This is a genomic window from Tsukamurella sp. DT100, assembly GCF_049844855.1.
GTDB lineage: Bacteria > Actinomycetota > Actinomycetes > Mycobacteriales > Mycobacteriaceae > Tsukamurella.
This window is the reverse complement of the sequence record NZ_JBNCLV010000006.1, coordinates 211,469-226,420: the sequence shown is the minus strand read 5'-3', so window position 1 is coordinate 226,420 and position 14,952 is coordinate 211,469. Positions and strand designations below refer to the sequence as shown.

The 14,952-nt window shown below is 65.4% G+C and carries 25 protein-coding genes; 11 read left to right on the top strand and 14 right to left on the bottom strand.

Translation table 11 applies throughout. The features are described 5' to 3' along the window. Nucleotides 1-7 precede the first annotated feature (7 nt). From ACLQ3K_RS16505 to ACLQ3K_RS16490, 4 genes are all read right to left on the bottom strand, one after another. Nucleotides 8-343, bottom strand: coding sequence for a DUF5994 family protein (locus ACLQ3K_RS16505; RefSeq protein WP_426000802.1), 336 nt, complete (start codon nt 341-343; stop codon nt 8-10). A gap of 92 nt (nt 344-435) precedes the next feature. Next, complete coding sequence (locus ACLQ3K_RS16500; RefSeq protein ID WP_224645647.1) at nt 436-744, bottom strand: hypothetical protein; 309 nt, start codon at nt 742-744, stop codon at nt 436-438. Further along, nucleotides 741-1,277 (bottom strand): DUF5994 family protein, encoded by a 537-nt coding sequence (locus ACLQ3K_RS16495; protein WP_224645648.1) that lies wholly within the window; start codon nt 1,275-1,277, stop codon nt 741-743. The genes ACLQ3K_RS16500 and ACLQ3K_RS16495 overlap by 4 nt, the downstream gene beginning before the upstream one ends. A gap of 148 nt (nt 1,278-1,425) precedes the next feature. After that, nucleotides 1,426-1,959 (bottom strand): DUF309 domain-containing protein, encoded by a 534-nt coding sequence (locus ACLQ3K_RS16490; RefSeq protein WP_224645649.1) that lies wholly within the window; start codon nt 1,957-1,959, stop codon nt 1,426-1,428. A 193-nt stretch (nt 1,960-2,152) separates the two neighbouring features. On the opposite strand from ACLQ3K_RS16490, the gene ACLQ3K_RS16485 reads away from it, so the two are divergent. The 4 genes from ACLQ3K_RS16485 (at nt 2,153) to ACLQ3K_RS16470 (ending at nt 5,368) form a co-directional block, all read left to right on the top strand. Continuing rightward, on the top strand, nt 2,153-2,599 hold the full coding sequence (locus ACLQ3K_RS16485) for a hypothetical protein (RefSeq protein WP_426000886.1): 447 nt from the start codon (nt 2,153-2,155) through the stop codon (nt 2,597-2,599). Nucleotides 2,600-2,986: 387 nt separating this feature from the next. Then, nucleotides 2,987-4,105 (top strand): fatty acid desaturase family protein, encoded by a 1,119-nt coding sequence (locus tag ACLQ3K_RS16480; protein ID WP_308011423.1) that lies wholly within the window; start codon nt 2,987-2,989, stop codon nt 4,103-4,105. Beyond that, the gene (locus ACLQ3K_RS16475; protein ID WP_269451157.1) at nt 4,098-4,226 is read left to right on the top strand and encodes a hypothetical protein; all 129 of its coding nucleotides are present in this window, start codon (nt 4,098-4,100) and stop codon (nt 4,224-4,226) included. Before ACLQ3K_RS16480 ends, ACLQ3K_RS16475 begins: the two co-directional genes overlap by 8 nt. 23 nt (nt 4,227-4,249) lie before the next feature. Then, nucleotides 4,250-5,368, top strand: coding sequence for a N(5)-(carboxyethyl)ornithine synthase (locus ACLQ3K_RS16470; RefSeq protein ID WP_224645650.1), 1,119 nt, complete (start codon nt 4,250-4,252; stop codon nt 5,366-5,368). Nucleotides 5,369-5,676: 308 nt separating this feature from the next. Here ACLQ3K_RS16470 and ACLQ3K_RS16465 read toward each other — a convergent pair whose 3' ends face one another. Further along, nucleotides 5,677-6,054, bottom strand: coding sequence for a hypothetical protein (locus ACLQ3K_RS16465; protein ID WP_224645651.1), 378 nt, complete (start codon nt 6,052-6,054; stop codon nt 5,677-5,679). Nucleotides 6,055-6,475: 421 nt separating this feature from the next. Here ACLQ3K_RS16465 and ACLQ3K_RS16460 point away from each other — a divergent pair, with 421 nt between their 5' ends. After that, on the top strand, nt 6,476-6,763 hold the full coding sequence (locus ACLQ3K_RS16460; protein ID WP_224645652.1) for a hypothetical protein: 288 nt from the start codon (nt 6,476-6,478) through the stop codon (nt 6,761-6,763). Here ACLQ3K_RS16460 and ACLQ3K_RS16455 read toward each other — a convergent pair. From ACLQ3K_RS16455 to ACLQ3K_RS16435, 5 genes are read right to left on the bottom strand one after another with little or no spacing between them, the layout of a single operon-like run. Continuing rightward, complete coding sequence (locus ACLQ3K_RS16455; RefSeq protein WP_426000797.1) at nt 6,760-7,260, bottom strand: hypothetical protein; 501 nt, start codon at nt 7,258-7,260, stop codon at nt 6,760-6,762. The two genes, ACLQ3K_RS16460 and ACLQ3K_RS16455, sit on opposite strands and share 4 nt — an antisense overlap. Then, on the bottom strand, nt 7,257-7,463 hold the full coding sequence (locus ACLQ3K_RS16450) for a hypothetical protein (RefSeq protein WP_224645654.1): 207 nt from the start codon (nt 7,461-7,463) through the stop codon (nt 7,257-7,259). Before ACLQ3K_RS16450 ends, ACLQ3K_RS16455 begins: the two co-directional genes overlap by 4 nt. Beyond that, complete coding sequence (locus ACLQ3K_RS16445; protein WP_426000795.1) at nt 7,460-7,933, bottom strand: hypothetical protein; 474 nt, start codon at nt 7,931-7,933, stop codon at nt 7,460-7,462. Before ACLQ3K_RS16445 ends, ACLQ3K_RS16450 begins: the two co-directional genes overlap by 4 nt. Further along, on the bottom strand, nt 7,926-8,327 hold the full coding sequence (locus ACLQ3K_RS16440; RefSeq protein WP_224645656.1) for a VOC family protein: 402 nt from the start codon (nt 8,325-8,327) through the stop codon (nt 7,926-7,928). The genes ACLQ3K_RS16445 and ACLQ3K_RS16440 overlap by 8 nt, the downstream gene beginning before the upstream one ends. Next, the gene (locus ACLQ3K_RS16435; protein WP_224645657.1) at nt 8,317-8,604 is read right to left on the bottom strand and encodes a hypothetical protein; all 288 of its coding nucleotides are present in this window, start codon (nt 8,602-8,604) and stop codon (nt 8,317-8,319) included. The genes ACLQ3K_RS16440 and ACLQ3K_RS16435 overlap by 11 nt, the downstream gene beginning before the upstream one ends. Before the next feature lie 100 nt (nt 8,605-8,704). Between ACLQ3K_RS16435 and ACLQ3K_RS16430 the strand changes: the two genes are divergently transcribed. From ACLQ3K_RS16430 to ACLQ3K_RS16415, 4 genes are all read left to right on the top strand, one after another. Beyond that, on the top strand, nt 8,705-9,265 hold the full coding sequence (locus ACLQ3K_RS16430) for a hypothetical protein (RefSeq protein WP_224645658.1): 561 nt from the start codon (nt 8,705-8,707) through the stop codon (nt 9,263-9,265). Beyond that, nucleotides 9,262-9,558, top strand: coding sequence for a hypothetical protein (locus ACLQ3K_RS16425; protein ID WP_224645659.1), 297 nt, complete (start codon nt 9,262-9,264; stop codon nt 9,556-9,558). Before ACLQ3K_RS16430 ends, ACLQ3K_RS16425 begins: the two co-directional genes overlap by 4 nt. Nucleotides 9,559-9,785: 227 nt before the next feature. Beyond that, nucleotides 9,786-10,346: a hypothetical protein gene (locus tag ACLQ3K_RS16420; protein WP_224645660.1), complete on the top strand. Its 561-nt coding sequence runs from the start codon at nt 9,786-9,788 to the stop codon at nt 10,344-10,346. Further along, complete coding sequence (locus ACLQ3K_RS16415; RefSeq protein ID WP_224645661.1) at nt 10,343-10,663, top strand: hypothetical protein; 321 nt, start codon at nt 10,343-10,345, stop codon at nt 10,661-10,663. The genes ACLQ3K_RS16420 and ACLQ3K_RS16415 overlap by 4 nt, the downstream gene beginning before the upstream one ends. Nucleotides 10,664-10,731: 68 nt before the next feature. Here the strand turns inward: ACLQ3K_RS16415 and ACLQ3K_RS16410 are convergent, their stop codons facing one another. Further along, nucleotides 10,732-10,929: a helix-turn-helix domain-containing protein gene (locus ACLQ3K_RS16410; RefSeq protein WP_126195856.1), complete on the bottom strand. Its 198-nt coding sequence runs from the start codon at nt 10,927-10,929 to the stop codon at nt 10,732-10,734. Between the two features lie 419 nt (nt 10,930-11,348). Between ACLQ3K_RS16410 and ACLQ3K_RS16405 the strand changes: the two genes are divergently transcribed. Together ACLQ3K_RS16405 and ACLQ3K_RS16400 are read left to right on the top strand one after the other, a co-directional pair. After that, nucleotides 11,349-11,621: a hypothetical protein gene (locus tag ACLQ3K_RS16405; RefSeq protein ID WP_426000791.1), complete on the top strand. Its 273-nt coding sequence runs from the start codon at nt 11,349-11,351 to the stop codon at nt 11,619-11,621. Nucleotides 11,622-11,927: 306 nt separating this feature from the next. Further along, the gene (locus ACLQ3K_RS16400) at nt 11,928-12,188 is read left to right on the top strand and encodes a hypothetical protein (protein ID WP_224645663.1); all 261 of its coding nucleotides are present in this window, start codon (nt 11,928-11,930) and stop codon (nt 12,186-12,188) included. A gap of 118 nt (nt 12,189-12,306) precedes the next feature. Here the strand turns inward: ACLQ3K_RS16400 and ACLQ3K_RS16395 are convergent, their stop codons facing one another. The 3 genes from ACLQ3K_RS16395 to ACLQ3K_RS16385 are packed head-to-tail and all read right to left on the bottom strand — an operon-like array spanning nt 12,307 to nt 14,952. Then, nucleotides 12,307-12,636 (bottom strand): hypothetical protein, encoded by a 330-nt coding sequence (locus tag ACLQ3K_RS16395; protein WP_224645664.1) that lies wholly within the window; start codon nt 12,634-12,636, stop codon nt 12,307-12,309. Beyond that, entirely contained in the window at nt 12,621-13,124 is a 504-nt protein-coding gene (locus ACLQ3K_RS16390) for a hypothetical protein (protein ID WP_336672273.1), read from the bottom strand. Before ACLQ3K_RS16390 ends, ACLQ3K_RS16395 begins: the two co-directional genes overlap by 16 nt. Nucleotides 13,125-13,137: 13 nt before the next feature. Further along, the gene (locus tag ACLQ3K_RS16385; RefSeq protein ID WP_426000788.1) at nt 13,138-14,952 is read right to left on the bottom strand and encodes a hypothetical protein; all 1,815 of its coding nucleotides are present in this window, start codon (nt 14,950-14,952) and stop codon (nt 13,138-13,140) included.

The following is a 14,952-nucleotide window of genomic DNA, read 5'->3' as shown; positions in this document are numbered from 1 at the left end:
GGCGCGCTCAAGCGGGGAGGTGACGCGCGGCGATCTCTTCTGCTGCTGATGTCGAGGCGTCGGGAGCGATGAGTGCGTAGATCACCGCGACCCGGGGGCCGGTGAATACCACTAGGCCCGCGGTGACGAGGTGACGGGTCTCGATGACGGTGCCGTCACGTGCTGGAAGCTGTCGGACTCGGGTGGTCCAGTCCGCGGGGCAGAAGTGGATGCACTCTAGGGTCTGCAGTTTCAAGCCGACGGATGGGAGCACGGTGGGGAGCTCTGTCTGGAGGTCACGGCTGCGGGGCCACCACACCCCGTCGATCCCGCGGGCGAGCGAGGAGCGGGGCGGCAGCAGCACTCGGCCCGGTATCGGCGTCGGGACTCCGTCCCGAGCTGGCCCTCGATCGAGGAGCCGTCGCAGAGCCTCGGGCCCGGGGTGAGCGCGTGAACTCACTCGGTGCCCGCGTCCGTGGCGATGACGGTCCGCGCGTCGTCCCGCGCGGTGGTCAGGGCAGCGATGACGCTGTCGAGCACCGCCACTGGGATCCCGATTCGGCGCGGTGACTTCTGGTCGGTGACCAGTAGCTCGACGTCAGCGGCAGAGATCTCGCCAGCACTGTTGTTGAGGGTCTTGATCGTGGTCTCGATGGTGACCTGCCGATGCGTGAGCGTGCGGGCGGACCACCACCGTTCGACGGAGCCGTCGAGATTGCGGTACGTCGTGATGGGATCCACGGACATGCGCAGTGGGGCGTTCATGGCGTCACCTCAGCAGGGCGCAGGGCGGTTCGGGAAGGCGATGGGGCGTGACCGCCCTCGTCGTCCCACACGCGTTCAGCGACCCGACGTTGATGAATCCTGGCAGTGGTGTCGGCGGCTTCCTCGTTGAGTGCGTGCGCGGATTGGGTCACCGCGCCGGTCATCGCGAGCATGGATGCCAGCTCCGCGACCTCGCGTTCGGTGCCGGGTGGGATCAGAGCGCATACCAATGACGTTCGGATGCCGACGAACCGAACGGTGTCGAGTTCCTGGGTGGCGTAGCCGTCTAGCCGAACGACGTCGCCGTCGATCGATACCTTGCGAGGGATCGAGTCCCAGTTCGAGTAGCGGTAGCACACCCTCTCGAGATGGCAGACCCGATCGCGGAGGAGCGGATAGACCTGCAGCAGCTCGTCGCGCAGGTTGCGTGACCGCGGCCACCAGACGCCGTCGACCACACCGACGATCGATCCGAGCGGTTTCAGTTCGAACCGCGCCGATTCGAGGGGCAATAGGTGAAGTGGATGCGTCATGAGGACGCTCCGATCCGGAACAGAATTCCGCTGAGCAAGTCGAGAGCACCAAGGGAATCCCGGTGGGAAATCAACTCCTCTTAAGCGTACGCCTGTGATCGACATGTCGGGCACCGGCGAGTCTTATCGTTCGTCCGACGAACAGGATTCAGTGCCCGTTGGAGCGCGGTTCGCCGGTTGCCTCTCCGGCTTGTGCGTGAGTGAGGCGAGGGACTAGCCGACCTGGCGTCGGCTCCACCTCGCGCCGCAGCAGATCCATGAGCTCCTCGGCGTATCGGACAAGGCCGGTCGAGTCGATGCGGTGAGGGGCGGCGCTGCGGCTGTGCCCGATCCGAACTGCCGCACGTTCGAGCAAGACGATCGCTCCCTTCGGATTACGCCGCTGTACATGGGTGATGCCGACCGCGAGTTGCGCGAGCCCTTGCCAGAGCTGGCTCTCCTCGCCTGGGCGGCTCTTCCACGCACTCTCGAGGACCTCGTGCGCGGTGAAGGCGTACCCGCGGTTCAGCAAGTCTTGCGCCCAGGACAACGCAACCTCCGGCGGAAGGTCCAAGTCGTCGGGTACACGGTCGATCCCGACGCGCCCGATGGGGAGAGGGCGACCGAGACGATCGCGTGGGCGGGCATTTCGTGCCCGTCCATCGGAGTCGCGATCGCGCTCCCGACCGCCTGAACTACTCACGGACTCTATCGTGCCGCAAGACAGCGGAGCTCGTCGACAGCGTGCATCGCTCCTGTGTGGTCTCGGTCTCGCAGGACCTCTCTTGGCTGTGGCGAGGGCGTAGGCTAGGGATAGCCGGATCCATATCTGACAGGTTTCTGTTCAGCGTCTCCGGTGAGACGACGACCACCGTATGGTCAGTCAGGTGGCCGAGATGCCCACTACTCGCAGTACTCCCCACTCCCACGCACTTGAAGAGCTTCCACGAAGCCGCCTCTACGGGCATATGCGTGACTATCTTCGCTCCCGGCCCGGGCATACCGCTTCTGCAGAGAGCATCGTCGCCGGCATCCAGGAGCAAGACGCACGGTTCGTGCTCGGAGACCTCCTCGCCGAGTGGGACCTACTCTTCTACCCAGCCGCCGACGACGAACAACCAGGCGTGCGCGGCGACGTCCTCGCACGGCGCACGGTGAGGCGTGCACGTCACTCGCGGACCGAGGTCGTCGACAGTGACACACACCCGGTGATCCTGCTGGCGACGGATGTTCCGCGCAGCGAGATCAGCGCGATCTGGCGGAAGGTCCTGCACGCGGTCGAATCCGGCGGGACCCTGTCCGACGTCCTCGTCGAAGCCGACAAGCCGCACCGAATCCCATGACGTACCGCGCCGACCTGCCACCAGTGACAAGGAAATTCAACACTCAGATCGCCAGCGCGCTCGACCTTGACAACTTCGACCCTGCCACCGCGTCAGCGATCAGAACGCTGAGCACCCTGTTCCTCAACGCCTTAGCCGAACTCGAGAACGACCTGATCATCAACACTCGTTCCCGGCACGCAGACTCGTCTCTACGGTGGCACCCGAGCCCCTGGGAATCAAGCCCGGCTAGCCCTCCCAGCCGTCGAGCAGGCGAGGACCTTCTCGACTAAGGCGAAACCACGCAAGGCCCTGATCCGGCCCAGGCCAGGTGCCGGGAGCCGTTGCGCGAACCGATGCTACGACGTGGGCGACCGCTCGTGGCAAGGAAATGTCTGGGAGCAACAGATGACGCAGATGAGCACACAACTCCGACCGAGAGCATCCCGCGACCTGTTTGGTTTGCAGGCCGACGATGTCGAACGCCTCGGCGCTGAACTCGACAACCTGCACCGAGCATTGGCCCACTCACTAGGTACCCGAGACGCTACCTACATCCGCCGAGCGATCGCCGCGCAGCGAGCGCTCGACGTTATCGCGCGGATCACAATCGGTATGACGCGGACACGAGTCGGGTGGCTACTCGGCACCGCCGGGCTCGCGCTGGCCAAGATCATCGAGAACATGGAGATCGGCCACAACGTGATGCATGGGCAATGGGACTGGATGAACGATCCGGAAATCCACTCCACAACGTGGGAATGGGACATGGTGTCGGTGTCGCAGCACTGGCGTCACTCACACAACTACCTGCATCACGTCAACACCAACATCGCAGGCGTCGACGACGACCTCGGATTCGGCGTGATGCACGTAACCACTGACCGTCCCTGGCGGCCACTCGACCTTGCCCAGCCGGCCCGCGCCGCACTGCTAGCGGTGCTCTTCGAATGGGGCATCGCACTGCAGGGCTACTACGCAGCACGCGACAGCGCCCCCACCCCAGAACTCAGAGCAGAGGCCAAACGGAAACTACTCCGCAAGATCCGCAACCAGTGCACGAAAGACTACCTCTGGTACCCGCTTCTGAGCACGACACGGTGGCGACGCACGCTCACCGCCAACGCCACCGCCAACGTCCTTCGGAACATCTGGGCCTACATCGTGATCATGTGCGGTCACATCCCCAGCGACGCCGCCCGCTTCACCGCATCAGCAGCCCGCAGCGAGACGCGCGGCGAATGGTACGCACGGCAGATGGCAGGGTCCAGCGACTTTCGAGCAGGCCCCATCCTCGGGTTCCTCACCGGGCACCTCAGCCACCAAATCGAACATCACCTCTTCCCAACGTTGCCCAGTAGCCGGCTCGACGAAGCGAAGAAGGCCATCGAACAGATCTGCAACAACCACAGCGTCCCACTACCGACCAGTTCGTTCCTGCACCAGGTCGTCGACTCCCATCGCCCTGTCATCGCACTGGCCCGACCACCCCGCAGCACCTTCTTCAAAGGACGAGACCATGAGTGATAAGTCGCCCCGGCAACACATGTCCAAGACCTCCGACAAGTCGATCAAGCAGAAACGCGCCGACAAGCGTGCGAAAGCAGACCGTGCGTTCAGTGACCACGCGGAACTGAAGCGGAAGTGACAGCTGTTCGTGCATCCTCGACCTTGGGTATCGTCGGCACGTCGGCGAAGGAGAGCGAGTACCGCTTGCCCGTCCACCCCGCCCATCTGGCCCGAATCGCACCCGAGATACGCGCCCGCACCACACTCGAGCGTGGCTACGGCGAACGCTTCGGCTTCTCCGACGCATACCTCGAGCCGATCGTCGGAGGGTTCAGCGACCGTCAGACACTGATCGCTGAATCCGACGTAGTAATACTCCCGAAGCCCCAGCACAGCGACGTCGCAACCCTCCACGAAGGCGCGACTCTTTGGGGCTGGCCCCACTGCGTGCAAGATCCAGTCATCACGCAGCTCGCCATCGACCGCAGCCTCACGCTCATCGCGTTCGAAGCCATGAACCACTGGGCACTCGACGGCAGCATGGGCGTGCACGTCTTCCACAAGAACAACGAGCTCGCTGGCTACTGCTCCGTACTGCACGCCTTGCAACTGACGGGATCCACCGGCGACTACGGCCGGCGCCTCACCGCCGTCGTGATCGGGTTCGGGGCGACAGCGCGGGGCGCGGTGACCGCGCTCAACGCCCACGGCGTGCACGACGTACACGTGCTCACAAACCGCTCAGTTGCCGCCGTCGGATCTCCCATCCACTCAGTTCAGATCACACAGTTTGACCACGACGACCAGACTCCCCACCTAAGCCATGTAATAACCGATCGTGGCCGAATTCCACTCGCCCCGTTCCTCGCCGAGCGCGACATCATCGTCAACTGCACCCTCCAGGACGCAAACCACCCCCTCGTGTACCTGAACGAATCTGACCTCAGCGCCTTTCAACCAGGCACCCTCATCGTTGACGTCTCTTGCGACCTCGCCATGGGATTTAGCTGGGCTCGTCCGACGAGCTTCGAATCGCCGATGTTTGAGGTAGGCGACCGCATCGCGTACTACGCGGTCGACCACAGCCCGTCATACCTCTGGAAGTCCGCAACGTGGGAGAACAGCGAAGCTCTCCTCCCCTTCATAGACACGGTCATGGCGGGCCCAGCCACCTACGAAAGCCACGAAACAATCCGCCGCGCTATCGAGATCCGCAACGGAAACATCGTGAACCCGAGCATTCTGTCGTTCCAAGGTCGCACTGCTACGTACCCGCACTGAAAGGACGAGTCTGCCAGGTGTACCGGAACAAGTCGCTACGAGCGTCTGCGAAGACGGCACGTGCGCCAGCAGCGCGACCTGACCTGTTCGGCCAACCGGGCGAGCTGACTTCGGCTCACCGCGAGCCGAAAACTCCCCGTCCTCGTAGCCCAGGATGTGCCGCGCCAACGCAACGACCGTTCTAATCCCAGCAATCTAGCACTTCAGGAAACCAAATCCAGCAGGTGATGGAGGTCGGCGGTGGTCGACCGCGACCACAGATCGGGCGACCTCGCCCAGCAAGCCCCAGGGGAAGGCGGTGATGGCGCCTACGGGCCTGCAACGACAGTGAGCCGTGCTTCTGCGGCATTTGCCTGCACTGTGTGCTCAACGGCTTCGTCGGAGATTCGGGAGCGGTAGTAGGTTCGCGGCGTGGTGTCCACGACGATGACGTGCAGTTGCATCGTGCGGACGGGCTGGTTCTGCACAGTGATGGTCGCGAGCGCTCGAGCAGCGGGTACCCCATCGGTGATCGTTGGGGAGACGGAGATGTCGCCCACCCGCGAGGCGATACCCGAGGAGCGCGGGTTGGCCGTCTCAGCGGCGATGTTCCGAGCCAAGTCCTGAATCGACGATCGCTCAGGGATGCTCGCGTGGCCGCGCACCCGGCCGAGGTCAATCGCCGACTTCCGGTCGACGTTCGACATCTGCGCTGTCGCGAGCGCATCCCCCTGGTATCGGTAGAACTTCCAGCCCTCAAGGGTTGCGCGTGGGATAGCCAACGGTGCCCCGACGAGGCCAGGATCTGCGGACGCCGTACTCGCCCCCCGCGATCACCGTGACGGCGGTCAGTGTTGCACCGGCGACGAGCCGTCGGAGTTCGATAGTTCTCGTCAACATGTCGTACCTGCCCCCGTCTAATCTGTGACACGTCGTGGCTGGGTCCGCATCGCCGCACCCACGAGGTGGCAAACACTACATCCTCATTGGCAAAGTGCGGCGCCCAGCCCGGCACGAAGACGCGACGACGATGAGCCCTATCTCCACACGGACGAGGTGGTCACGCGGCACCGGGCCGCTGGACCGACACCACTATTCGCGATCGCGTAGGGTTGATACGCTACCGACATGTCGGCTTCTCTGCAGTCTCCCGCGCACGACCCGTCGCGGTCGCCCCTTCGGTCCCCGCTGGTCCTGGCGGCGGCACTTGTGTCGATTTCGTTGCTGCTCGCGGGACTGATGGCTTGGCATCCCTGGTCCGATGCCCCTGAGGCGCGGCACATCACCGTGACCTCTACCGATCCGTCGGTCATGAAGAACGGTAAGCCGAAGGTGACCTTCATCGTCGATTGCGTCCAGGCGGGAGATCAGCTCACGTGCGACTGGGAAAACAATCGCAGTCTCGACCGCTACTAGCTCTCGGCCAACCGGTCTCTCCACGCGATCAGCTGCGGCAGGATCCAGTCCACGGTGCCTGCCGGTGGCGCACCGTAGCCGGTCAGCCACCGCTCGGCCGCCGCGGCAAGGTACTCGTCGGTGTCGGTCCCGTGCACCTGGATCCGCTGCGCGACGGCGTGGTCAAGGTCGAGCGGCTGGCCGGCGGGGATCCACTGCAGCCAGACCGCGTCGGCCGTCCCCCAGCAGCGCATCCGTCCCGGCATCGGGCAGGTCGGCTGGCTGCTCGCGCCCGTCTCGGGCGCGGGCTTGCCGCCGAGTTCGGCTCGCATCGCGTACAGCTCCCGGCGCCAAGTTGCGACCTGCTTGGCGAGGCGGGCGTGTACGAGGGTGGCCTGCTCCCGCTGCGCGTCGAGCACCATGCTCTCGATGTTGAGGCTGTTCGTGTCCGCGGTAATGGTGAACTCGACGGCGCTGCCTCCGGGGATCAGATCGGTCAGAGTTCGGGTCCCGGTCACGGCTGCTCCTTATTCTGGGGATCAGCCGTACTCGAGCGCAGTCCGGTTGCCAGTCCCTGCGCGAGGACGGGCAATGCGAGGGCCGGCAGGTAGAGGTGAAGCCACTCCGCGCGGAGGAACGCGCCGCCGAGGCCGGCGACCAGGAGCAGGAAGATGGCAACTGCGGCGGCGAGGAGGGCGGTGCGTTCCGCTGTGGCGGTCACTGGTCGTTATCCTCGGGCTCTGGTGTGTACCAGGCGAAGGCTTCGTACCCGGCCTGCCGACCCGCGCCGATGTCCGTGACCACGTGACCACGCCCGCTGGTCCACGACCCGCTGATCTGGACTCTTCCGCCCTCGACGGCCCAGCGGTCGAGTGCTGCGGCGAGGATGCGCGGCCCGGCGATCCTCCAGTCGGCGATCGGATAGGTCGATTCGATCGGCTCTGTTCGGCTGCGGTCGACGAGAACGACGCGGTCGCCGTCGGCGCGGGGCCGTTCGTGATAGCCCAGGACGGTGTCGACCGCCTCCACGAGCTGGTCGAGCGAGCCGGACATGGCCAACTGCACCGCGTATGAGTCCTCGGGCAGCCCGTTCCTCATCAAGCCCAGCACGGTCTCGTGTATCCGCATCATCTCGGCGTCGACCGCGTCGAGCAGCTCGCGTTGGCGGCGGTTGCGGTCGGGCTCAGCCACGGACCGTCATCACCACGGTGTTGCCGTCGCGGTCGGTGAGGCGGCGCGGAAACTGTTCGGATGCCTGGTCGGCGTTGCCGAATCGGTCGCCGACGGACAGTTCGATCCTGACCCTGCTCGCCGGCCGATCGCCACGCGGATACAGCTCGATCAGCAGTCCGCCGACCTGTGCCGAGACATGCTCGGGGCCGGCAGCGTGCTTCTCGCGAGTCCAGGTCACGCCCAGCGCATCCCGGTACCACGCAGCTGAGACGTCGACGTCGTTCACGTAGAGCACCAGCGTCTGTACCTGCGGCGCGTGTCGCGCAGCCAGTGCTCGCCGGGCCCAGCTGCGTGCTTCGATCACGGCACCGTCGAGTCGTGCCCGCCACTGTTCTTGCTGATCAGAGGGCACGGCTGACCGCCTGTTCGATTTCGGCTTCGATCTCTGCGTTGAGCCTCTTCACGCCGAGGCGCACGGCGTGGTGGTTGCTGGCACCGCGTGGTGACGGCGGGATCAGGGTGCGCAGCTGCGCCGAGGCGAGGTCGACGGTCGCCCGGATCAGGTCCAGGTCGATGATCGCGCGGCGCAGGTACATCCACTCCGCGGTATGAGGCTCGGTCTGGGCGAGCGCGGTTGTCGCTGCGGCGCGCAGGCCCTCTTCGGTGTCGATCGGTGCGTCAGGGTCCATGCAGTGGATCTTCTCTTGAGGGGCTGTTATTTGCACGGGCGGGCTTGAGGCTCAAGCTATTCGGATGCGGATGTCGGTCCCTGGAGAGAGGATCAGCGGCATGGACGCCGATGATGACCTCGATACTCGCGCCAGCCTCGACTGCGTCGCTCAGCAGGCGGCGGCGCTGCATAGGCTCCTGACCTCGCTGCCGCCTGACGCCGCGCGGCGCGTCACCGGCGGCGAGAAGGACACGATCTCCCAACTGGCCTCGCGGATGCTGTGGTCCTCCACTGCGGACCTGTACCAGCAGGGGCGCTATGAGTACGCGAAGCAGGTGGTCGCGCGGGCCCGGGGCGGCGCAGCGGAGGGGATCACCGAGCTGCGGCTGGTCACGAACTCGCTCGACACCAGCGAGCAGTTCTGGCGCGCGATCTACCCTGCCGCCGTCGTGGAACGCGTCGGCGGCGAGCTCCGGATCGCACCGCCGGTCGGTCCGGCGCTGCTGCTCGTGGAGGCGATCGTAGCGCATCTGATCACGACGGTGGACATGGTCGTGCAGACCGATGCCGATGCCGCGGATCGACTGCGGGAGGCCGGATTCGAGGTCGCGGAAGACGGGACGCAGGCGGTTGACGTCAACGCGACCGACGCAACCATTCACCTGGAGGTACGCCTGTGAACACCGTCGATGAGCTGCGGGCACTGCTCGCCGGCCTGCCCGGAGACGTGCCGGTGCTGGTGAGCGGGTACGGGGGCGGCTTCGCCACGGTGGCGTACGGGGGCGTGGTCGGGATGCAGGAGCTGGATCGTGGCGCCGGCGGCGAGAACATGGGCCGGTTCGCGACGCCAGCCGACGCCGCCGAGGACATCGACGGGCGCGGCGCGGACTGGACGCACATGGTCGGCGGCACTCCACCGCGGTTGGTCGGCGAGCCCATCACGGCCGTGGTTCTGAGTCGGGAGGGACGATGAGCGTCGGTCGCGGTTGGCAGCCGCTGGTGGAGGAGCTGCGGCGGGACCTCGCCGCGGTCGGTGCGGAGCTGTCCCTCGCCTACGAGAAGTACGGCCTGCTCGCAGCCGATGTCTAGCCATGGAGCCCTACCGCGCAGGAACTGCTCGACGCGGCGGAGCGGCGCAGCGGCGGGATCTGCGAGGAATGCGGCCAGCCCGGCCGCGAGGTCCCGCTGCCGAGCGGGTGGGTGAAGACGCGCTGCGAGGAGCACGCCGCGGTGGTGCGCGACGGCGCCTACTGGACGGGCCTGAGCAGGTCGGTCGAGCGTGGCGGGTACACCGCGGTGGGCCCCGTCGAGCTGGGACCCGCAGCGCCTCTGCGGCTGAGCAGGATCACGCTGTACACCCCGGTGCCTGTGCTGCGCCATGTCGCCGAGGCCTACGGCGCGGCGCTGAACGCCGAGCCCGTGACCAGCACCGATGAGCGCGGTGAGCTGGTCGAGATGACCGACGTCACGGGCTTCACCATCGAGCTCCGTCCCGTCGAGGCAGCGGAGGTGCCCACCGTTACGCGGCTGGAGTTCCGTGGTCCCGGCGCCGCGGCCGCGGCTGAGCGTCTGCATGCCGAGACGGGCGATGTCCAGCGACATCTCTACGGCGGGCACTGGGACACCGTTGCGGGAAACAGCATCCGGTTGGTCGGCCCGGGCGACGAGGTGAGCACCGAGGAGCGGGCACGGATCAGCGAGGCGATCCGGCGCGGCGAACTCGAGGACGAGCTCGAGCGGATGAACGAGGAGAAGCAGTGAGCGTTCCGTGGCCCATCGTCGGTGTCGAGTCCCGCGGCGGCGCCGTGGTGCGGTTACGCCACGCCGACGGCACGGTGGCGGACCATGACTTCGAGTACCTGGTCGGGCAGCCCGGCGTCTTCCGGCACCTCACCGAGGAGCTGATCCCGGAGGCCGGCATCTGCGACGGCGGCACGGTCGGTTGGGAGACGGAGGCCGGCGTCATCGACCTGGCACCCGACGCGCTGTGGGAACACGCCGTGCTCGGGTTCTGCCCGGGTGGCGTCTGCCGCGGGTGGACCCCGGAGCACACCGTCCTGGTGCACCGCGGCGGGTGAGTCTGCAGACACAGCAGGGGAGGCAGTCGAATCGACTGCCTCCCCTGCGTACGTGTGCGTACGGCCGATCACGCGGCGCGCGCTGCCGCGATGACCCGATCGATCTCGTCGGCCTCTACCAAGGTTCTGCGCCCGAACTTCACGACCACCAGCTCGCCGCGCTGGCGCATCCGGTACAGATATTCTCGGCTCACGCGGAGGATGTCCGCGGTCTCTTCCATCGTGTACAGCTTCTGCGGCGTGTCAGCCGCGAGGTTCTCATTCATGCCGCAGATGATCGCTTGGACCGCTGACATCACCAACTGAGACGTCGCGACACGCCGAAACAGCGGCGTACGTGGTGGCCGACGCTGCCACAGTTCTGCCACTAAGCCCTTCTGCGCGAGCCTGGCTGAGTGCTGCGAAGTGCACGTCAGGACACGTCGGTCGGATCCGCTACGGTCAGGTTTACCCAGTTAGCGGTGACTTGAAAGCGAGCGTGGGTGAAACCACCGGGGGTTCAAATCCCTCCGCTTCCGCAGGTCAGGGGCGGTTTCCGGGAGCACGGCAGTGGGCCTGGGAATCGCCCGTTGACACAGATTGACACATTCGTCTGGGGAATGCCCTCGGCGTGTCGCCCTCTGCGGCTTGGCTCACCCTTCTCTTTGAGGTGAAGTGCCCGGCCATGGCGAGAAGACCTGACTACGTGACCCGCGTCGAGACTGGCGCGGGCACCCGCTACGAGGTTCGCATCAACACCCTGCGCGCGAACGGACGCAGGTCTCAGCAGAAGCGGAGGTTCGCGACTGTCGAGGCCGCGGTCGCCTGGCACAGCAAGATCACCGCCGAGGTGTCCGCCGGCACGCATATCGCGCCGTCTGAACTCACGGCGCGCGCCGCCTGCGAGGCTTGGCTGACGGGGGAAGCGCATCAAGGCCGACGACGCACGACGCGTACCCCGTCGCGCTGGCTCCCGTGATCGAGAAGTACTGCGACAAGCTCGTGCAGAAGATCACCAAGGCCGACGTAGAGAACCTGGTGATCGAGCTGAGTACCGGCACTGGGCCCCGTGGTGCATGGAAGCGCACGTCGATCAACCCGATGCTCGCGCGCTGGCGCAGCGTGTGGAAGGACCTGCACGCACAGGGCGTCCTTCCGCGCAACGTCGTGGCGCTCGTCGAGCCGCTGCGCAAGCCGCACGGGCAGCTGGAGCTCAAGCTCGACGGGGTCCTCAGTGAAGCCGAGGTCGAGCGGCTCGTCGCTGCGCATGTGCGACCGGAGCATTGTGGACAATGTCCACAATGCTCCTCGGCCCGACGGAAACTCTCGGGACCACGCCCTGCGCAAGCTCCGCACGGACGCGCCGGAGCTGCACGAGAAGGTGCTCGCCGGCGAGCTGACGCCGCATGCCGCGATGGTGCAGGCGGGGTTCAGGCACCGCACCTTCACCGACGAGCTGCACAAGGACCGCCCGCTGTGGGTCTGCGTGAACGACGGACCGGTGTTCAGCGCCCGGCCGGAACTCGGAGACCGCGACTTCTACTAGGTCGGCGAGTACGTCGACGAGCTCAACCGCGCACGCTGACGGTTCGCCCGGCCTGAGACAGCATCAAGTAGCCCGAGCGCCCGCTACCTTCAAGGGTGGCGGGCGTTCCTCGTTCGATCTACCGCGTGTAGAGGGTCGCGGTCTCAGGCTCTGGCGCTGGCACGTTCGGCACGACCTTCTCCAGCCAGTCTGGATCGAACACAACACCGTCCACCTTGGTTGCCTGAAGCACCTCGACGCCGACATCTACGAGGGAATCCACGTCAGCCCGAGGCGAGAAGGTCACCTCAAGCACGTCGTCGGGCCACAGTCCGTTCTCGACGCGGTCGATCTGCAGGCTCACACCCCAATCGCCTGCGAGCTCGCCGCTTCCAGGCGCCCAGTTCAGGACGTGGTAGGCCGGGCTGAGCTCGTCGACAACGAGAACGTCGCCTAGTACGAAGACCAAACGAAAATGCTGGTTCTGCCGTCGTCTTCGGCCGCGTATACGCGAAGCGTAGAACGCGTGCGAACCGGCTGATCACGCCTACCCTTATCCAGTTCGTAATGCTTCGGAAGAGTGCGAGGCGCATCGGAGGTCCGGTGAGGCCAATCCGTCAGAATCTTTTCGTCTAGCTCTGGTCCAGACTTCCTGAGATCCGACGCATTCATGAATTGCTGCAGTTCACCGGTGGGGATCGAGAATATTATGAACGCTTCACCAGTGACCAGCCCCGTGGTGCGGATGGCCACAAATTCGACCTGCGCTGACTGAGGAAGTTGAATTTGAGCGTTATCCAACTGTCGCGCTGCTTCCGAGTGGCGAGCGTTCGTCTCTTGAAAATACCTGACATCGCTTCCCTGGCTGGCGCAGGATAGCGTGAACAGCACCGCGAGCGAGATGAGCGCGAAGCGTGAAAAAATGCCCGATTCGCCAATCCTACCGGCTCCAAACATGACGTTCCCTACCTTAGTTCAATGTGGCTCCGGTAGTGCCCAGTTGCCCGCTCGCCGCGAGAACATCTGACGTTCCAACGGTTCGGAATTCCTGCGCGACTCCTTGGTCAACCATGGCGACGAGGTCGGCATTACTGATGCCCTGAGCCGCCAGTACGGTTGGAGCGTCCGCTCCCGCCGCAAAATTATAGTGATCGTAGATGCTCACGGCGTAATTCGAAGACCAATCATAGCCATTCTCGGTCGCCGTGACAACCATCCGGCCAACCATTTGATACGAATGATCCCCAAGAAGTAGTCGGTAATCCCTGGTAAGAAAACTTGCAGGCGCCTTTTCCCAGTCGGTCTTGAAGTAAATAGTTCGAGTTTCGCCAGGTTTCATGGGGGCTCCATTTAATGCTGTTTGATTGGCCATTGAGCGCAGCCTGTCGTTGATCGTAGACTGATACTGAGAGGTGCCGATGACCTTATTCATATCCTTTGCCCAGATCACGAAGTCCCCAGAATTGGGATTCAAGTAGTGCTTCAACCCTTGAAGGGTAGGCGTTAGGACTCCCGTCAGAAGTCCAGCGTTCAACTCTGCGGCCAGGGCTCGAGCTTGTCCGTACTGTGCAGAAGCCTTTGGTCGAATCGTGCCGAACCTGTTGTTGGATTGCTGCAAATCCGCCTCCGGCTTAGGCGGATAGGCCGTTCTTCCGAAAGCGTCACCCACAGGGTAGGTTGTAATCAAATCATTGTACACCATTGTGGGATCGCCCTGATCGTCAAGCGTGCGAGTAAACGTAGAATTCTCGACCGCAGTGTCCGACTCCGAGATCTTCTTCCGTCGGTACGTTCCGGCGAGCGCGGCGATCTCGGCGGCCTGGTACGGGGTGCCGGAGTTCTTGTCGCGGTTCTCATCGCTGCTGCGCTGCTGGTCGTCGTCGCGGTCGCGTGCCTTGCTCGAGGTCGTCGAGGTGGTGGTCTCGGGTGTCGGGGTGCGCAGCCGTGGGGTCGTGGTCGGCACTCGTGGGGTGGTTGCCGGGGTGTTCGGCGCCGTGGTGACCGGGTTCTGGCCGGTCTGGGGCGGGTTGGCCTGCCCGGTCTGCGGGGCCTGCGGGGCCTGCGGGGCCTGGGTGGGGCCGCAGTTGAGGATGCAACCGTTCGAGGGGCTGTCGCCGGTGGGCATGGTCGGGACCTGCCCTTGCACGGTCGGGGTGCTTCCGTTGCCCTGCTGCGGCGGGGTGTCCGGTGGGGTGTAGCCGGGCACGGTGGTGTTCGGTGCTTGCGGGGCGGTGGTGTTGCCGCCGTTGCCCTGGGTGGGCTGTGGGCCCATGGTCGGCTGCGGCCCGCAGGTGTTGCTGCCGTCCGGGCAGGGCGCTGCGTTGGCGGGCGCATCAGTGAGGCCGGCGGGGAGAAGGACCAGCGCGGCCGCGACACCGACCGCACCGATCGCGGCGGCGACCCGGGCGCTGGGCGAGGCGGGGCCGTCACCGGAATGGAGGGTCGGGTTCGAGTCGCGGAGTTCGCGGACGCCCTTCCAGAACACGAGCCCGATGAGGCCGGAGAGGAGGAAGTAGCCGAGGAAGACCACCGGCACGGGAGTCCAGTAGCGGGCCGGGCCGAAGGTCAGCAAGAACCCGAGGACCAACAAGACCCCGGCCGCGATCGTGATGGCCCACCATCCGCCGCGGCTGATCCCCGGAGTGCCTGCAGTGACGGCGTGCGCGGGCCCACCGGTCACGGGCGAGCCGTTGGTGTCAGTCGCTGCGTCGGTGCTGACGCGCGTGACGGGGAACTGCTCCGTGTCGCCGGCGCTGTCGGTGGGTGGGTCGGAGTGGGATGCCAC

What these genes read in the sequence shown, in the direction of transcription:
- ACLQ3K_RS16480 (WP_308011423.1), top strand. Translation starts at nt 2,987, where the DNA reads ATGACGCAGATGAGCACACAACTCCGACCGAGAGCATCCCGCGACCTG.
- ACLQ3K_RS16465 (WP_224645651.1), bottom strand. Translation starts at nt 6,054, where the DNA reads ATGTCGAACGTCGACCGGAAGTCGGCGATTGACCTCGGCCGGGTGCGC.
- ACLQ3K_RS16410 (WP_126195856.1), bottom strand. Translation starts at nt 10,929, where the DNA reads ATGAATGAGAACCTCGCGGCTGACACGCCGCAGAAGCTGTACACGATG.
- ACLQ3K_RS16460 (WP_224645652.1), top strand. Translation starts at nt 6,476, where the DNA reads ATGTCGGCTTCTCTGCAGTCTCCCGCGCACGACCCGTCGCGGTCGCCC.
- ACLQ3K_RS16475 (WP_269451157.1), top strand. Translation starts at nt 4,098, where the DNA reads ATGAGTGATAAGTCGCCCCGGCAACACATGTCCAAGACCTCCGACAAG.
- ACLQ3K_RS16430 (WP_224645658.1), top strand. Translation starts at nt 8,705, where the DNA reads ATGGACGCCGATGATGACCTCGATACTCGCGCCAGCCTCGACTGCGTC.
- ACLQ3K_RS16495 (WP_224645648.1), bottom strand. Translation starts at nt 1,277, where the DNA reads ATGACGCATCCACTTCACCTATTGCCCCTCGAATCGGCGCGGTTCGAA.
- ACLQ3K_RS16390 (WP_336672273.1), bottom strand. Translation starts at nt 13,124, where the DNA reads ATGTTTGGAGCCGGTAGGATTGGCGAATCGGGCATTTTTTCACGCTTC.
- ACLQ3K_RS16500 (WP_224645647.1), bottom strand. Translation starts at nt 744, where the DNA reads ATGAACGCCCCACTGCGCATGTCCGTGGATCCCATCACGACGTACCGC.
- ACLQ3K_RS16435 (WP_224645657.1), bottom strand. Translation starts at nt 8,604, where the DNA reads ATGGACCCTGACGCACCGATCGACACCGAAGAGGGCCTGCGCGCCGCA.
- ACLQ3K_RS16485 (WP_426000886.1), top strand. Translation starts at nt 2,153, where the DNA reads ATGCCCACTACTCGCAGTACTCCCCACTCCCACGCACTTGAAGAGCTT.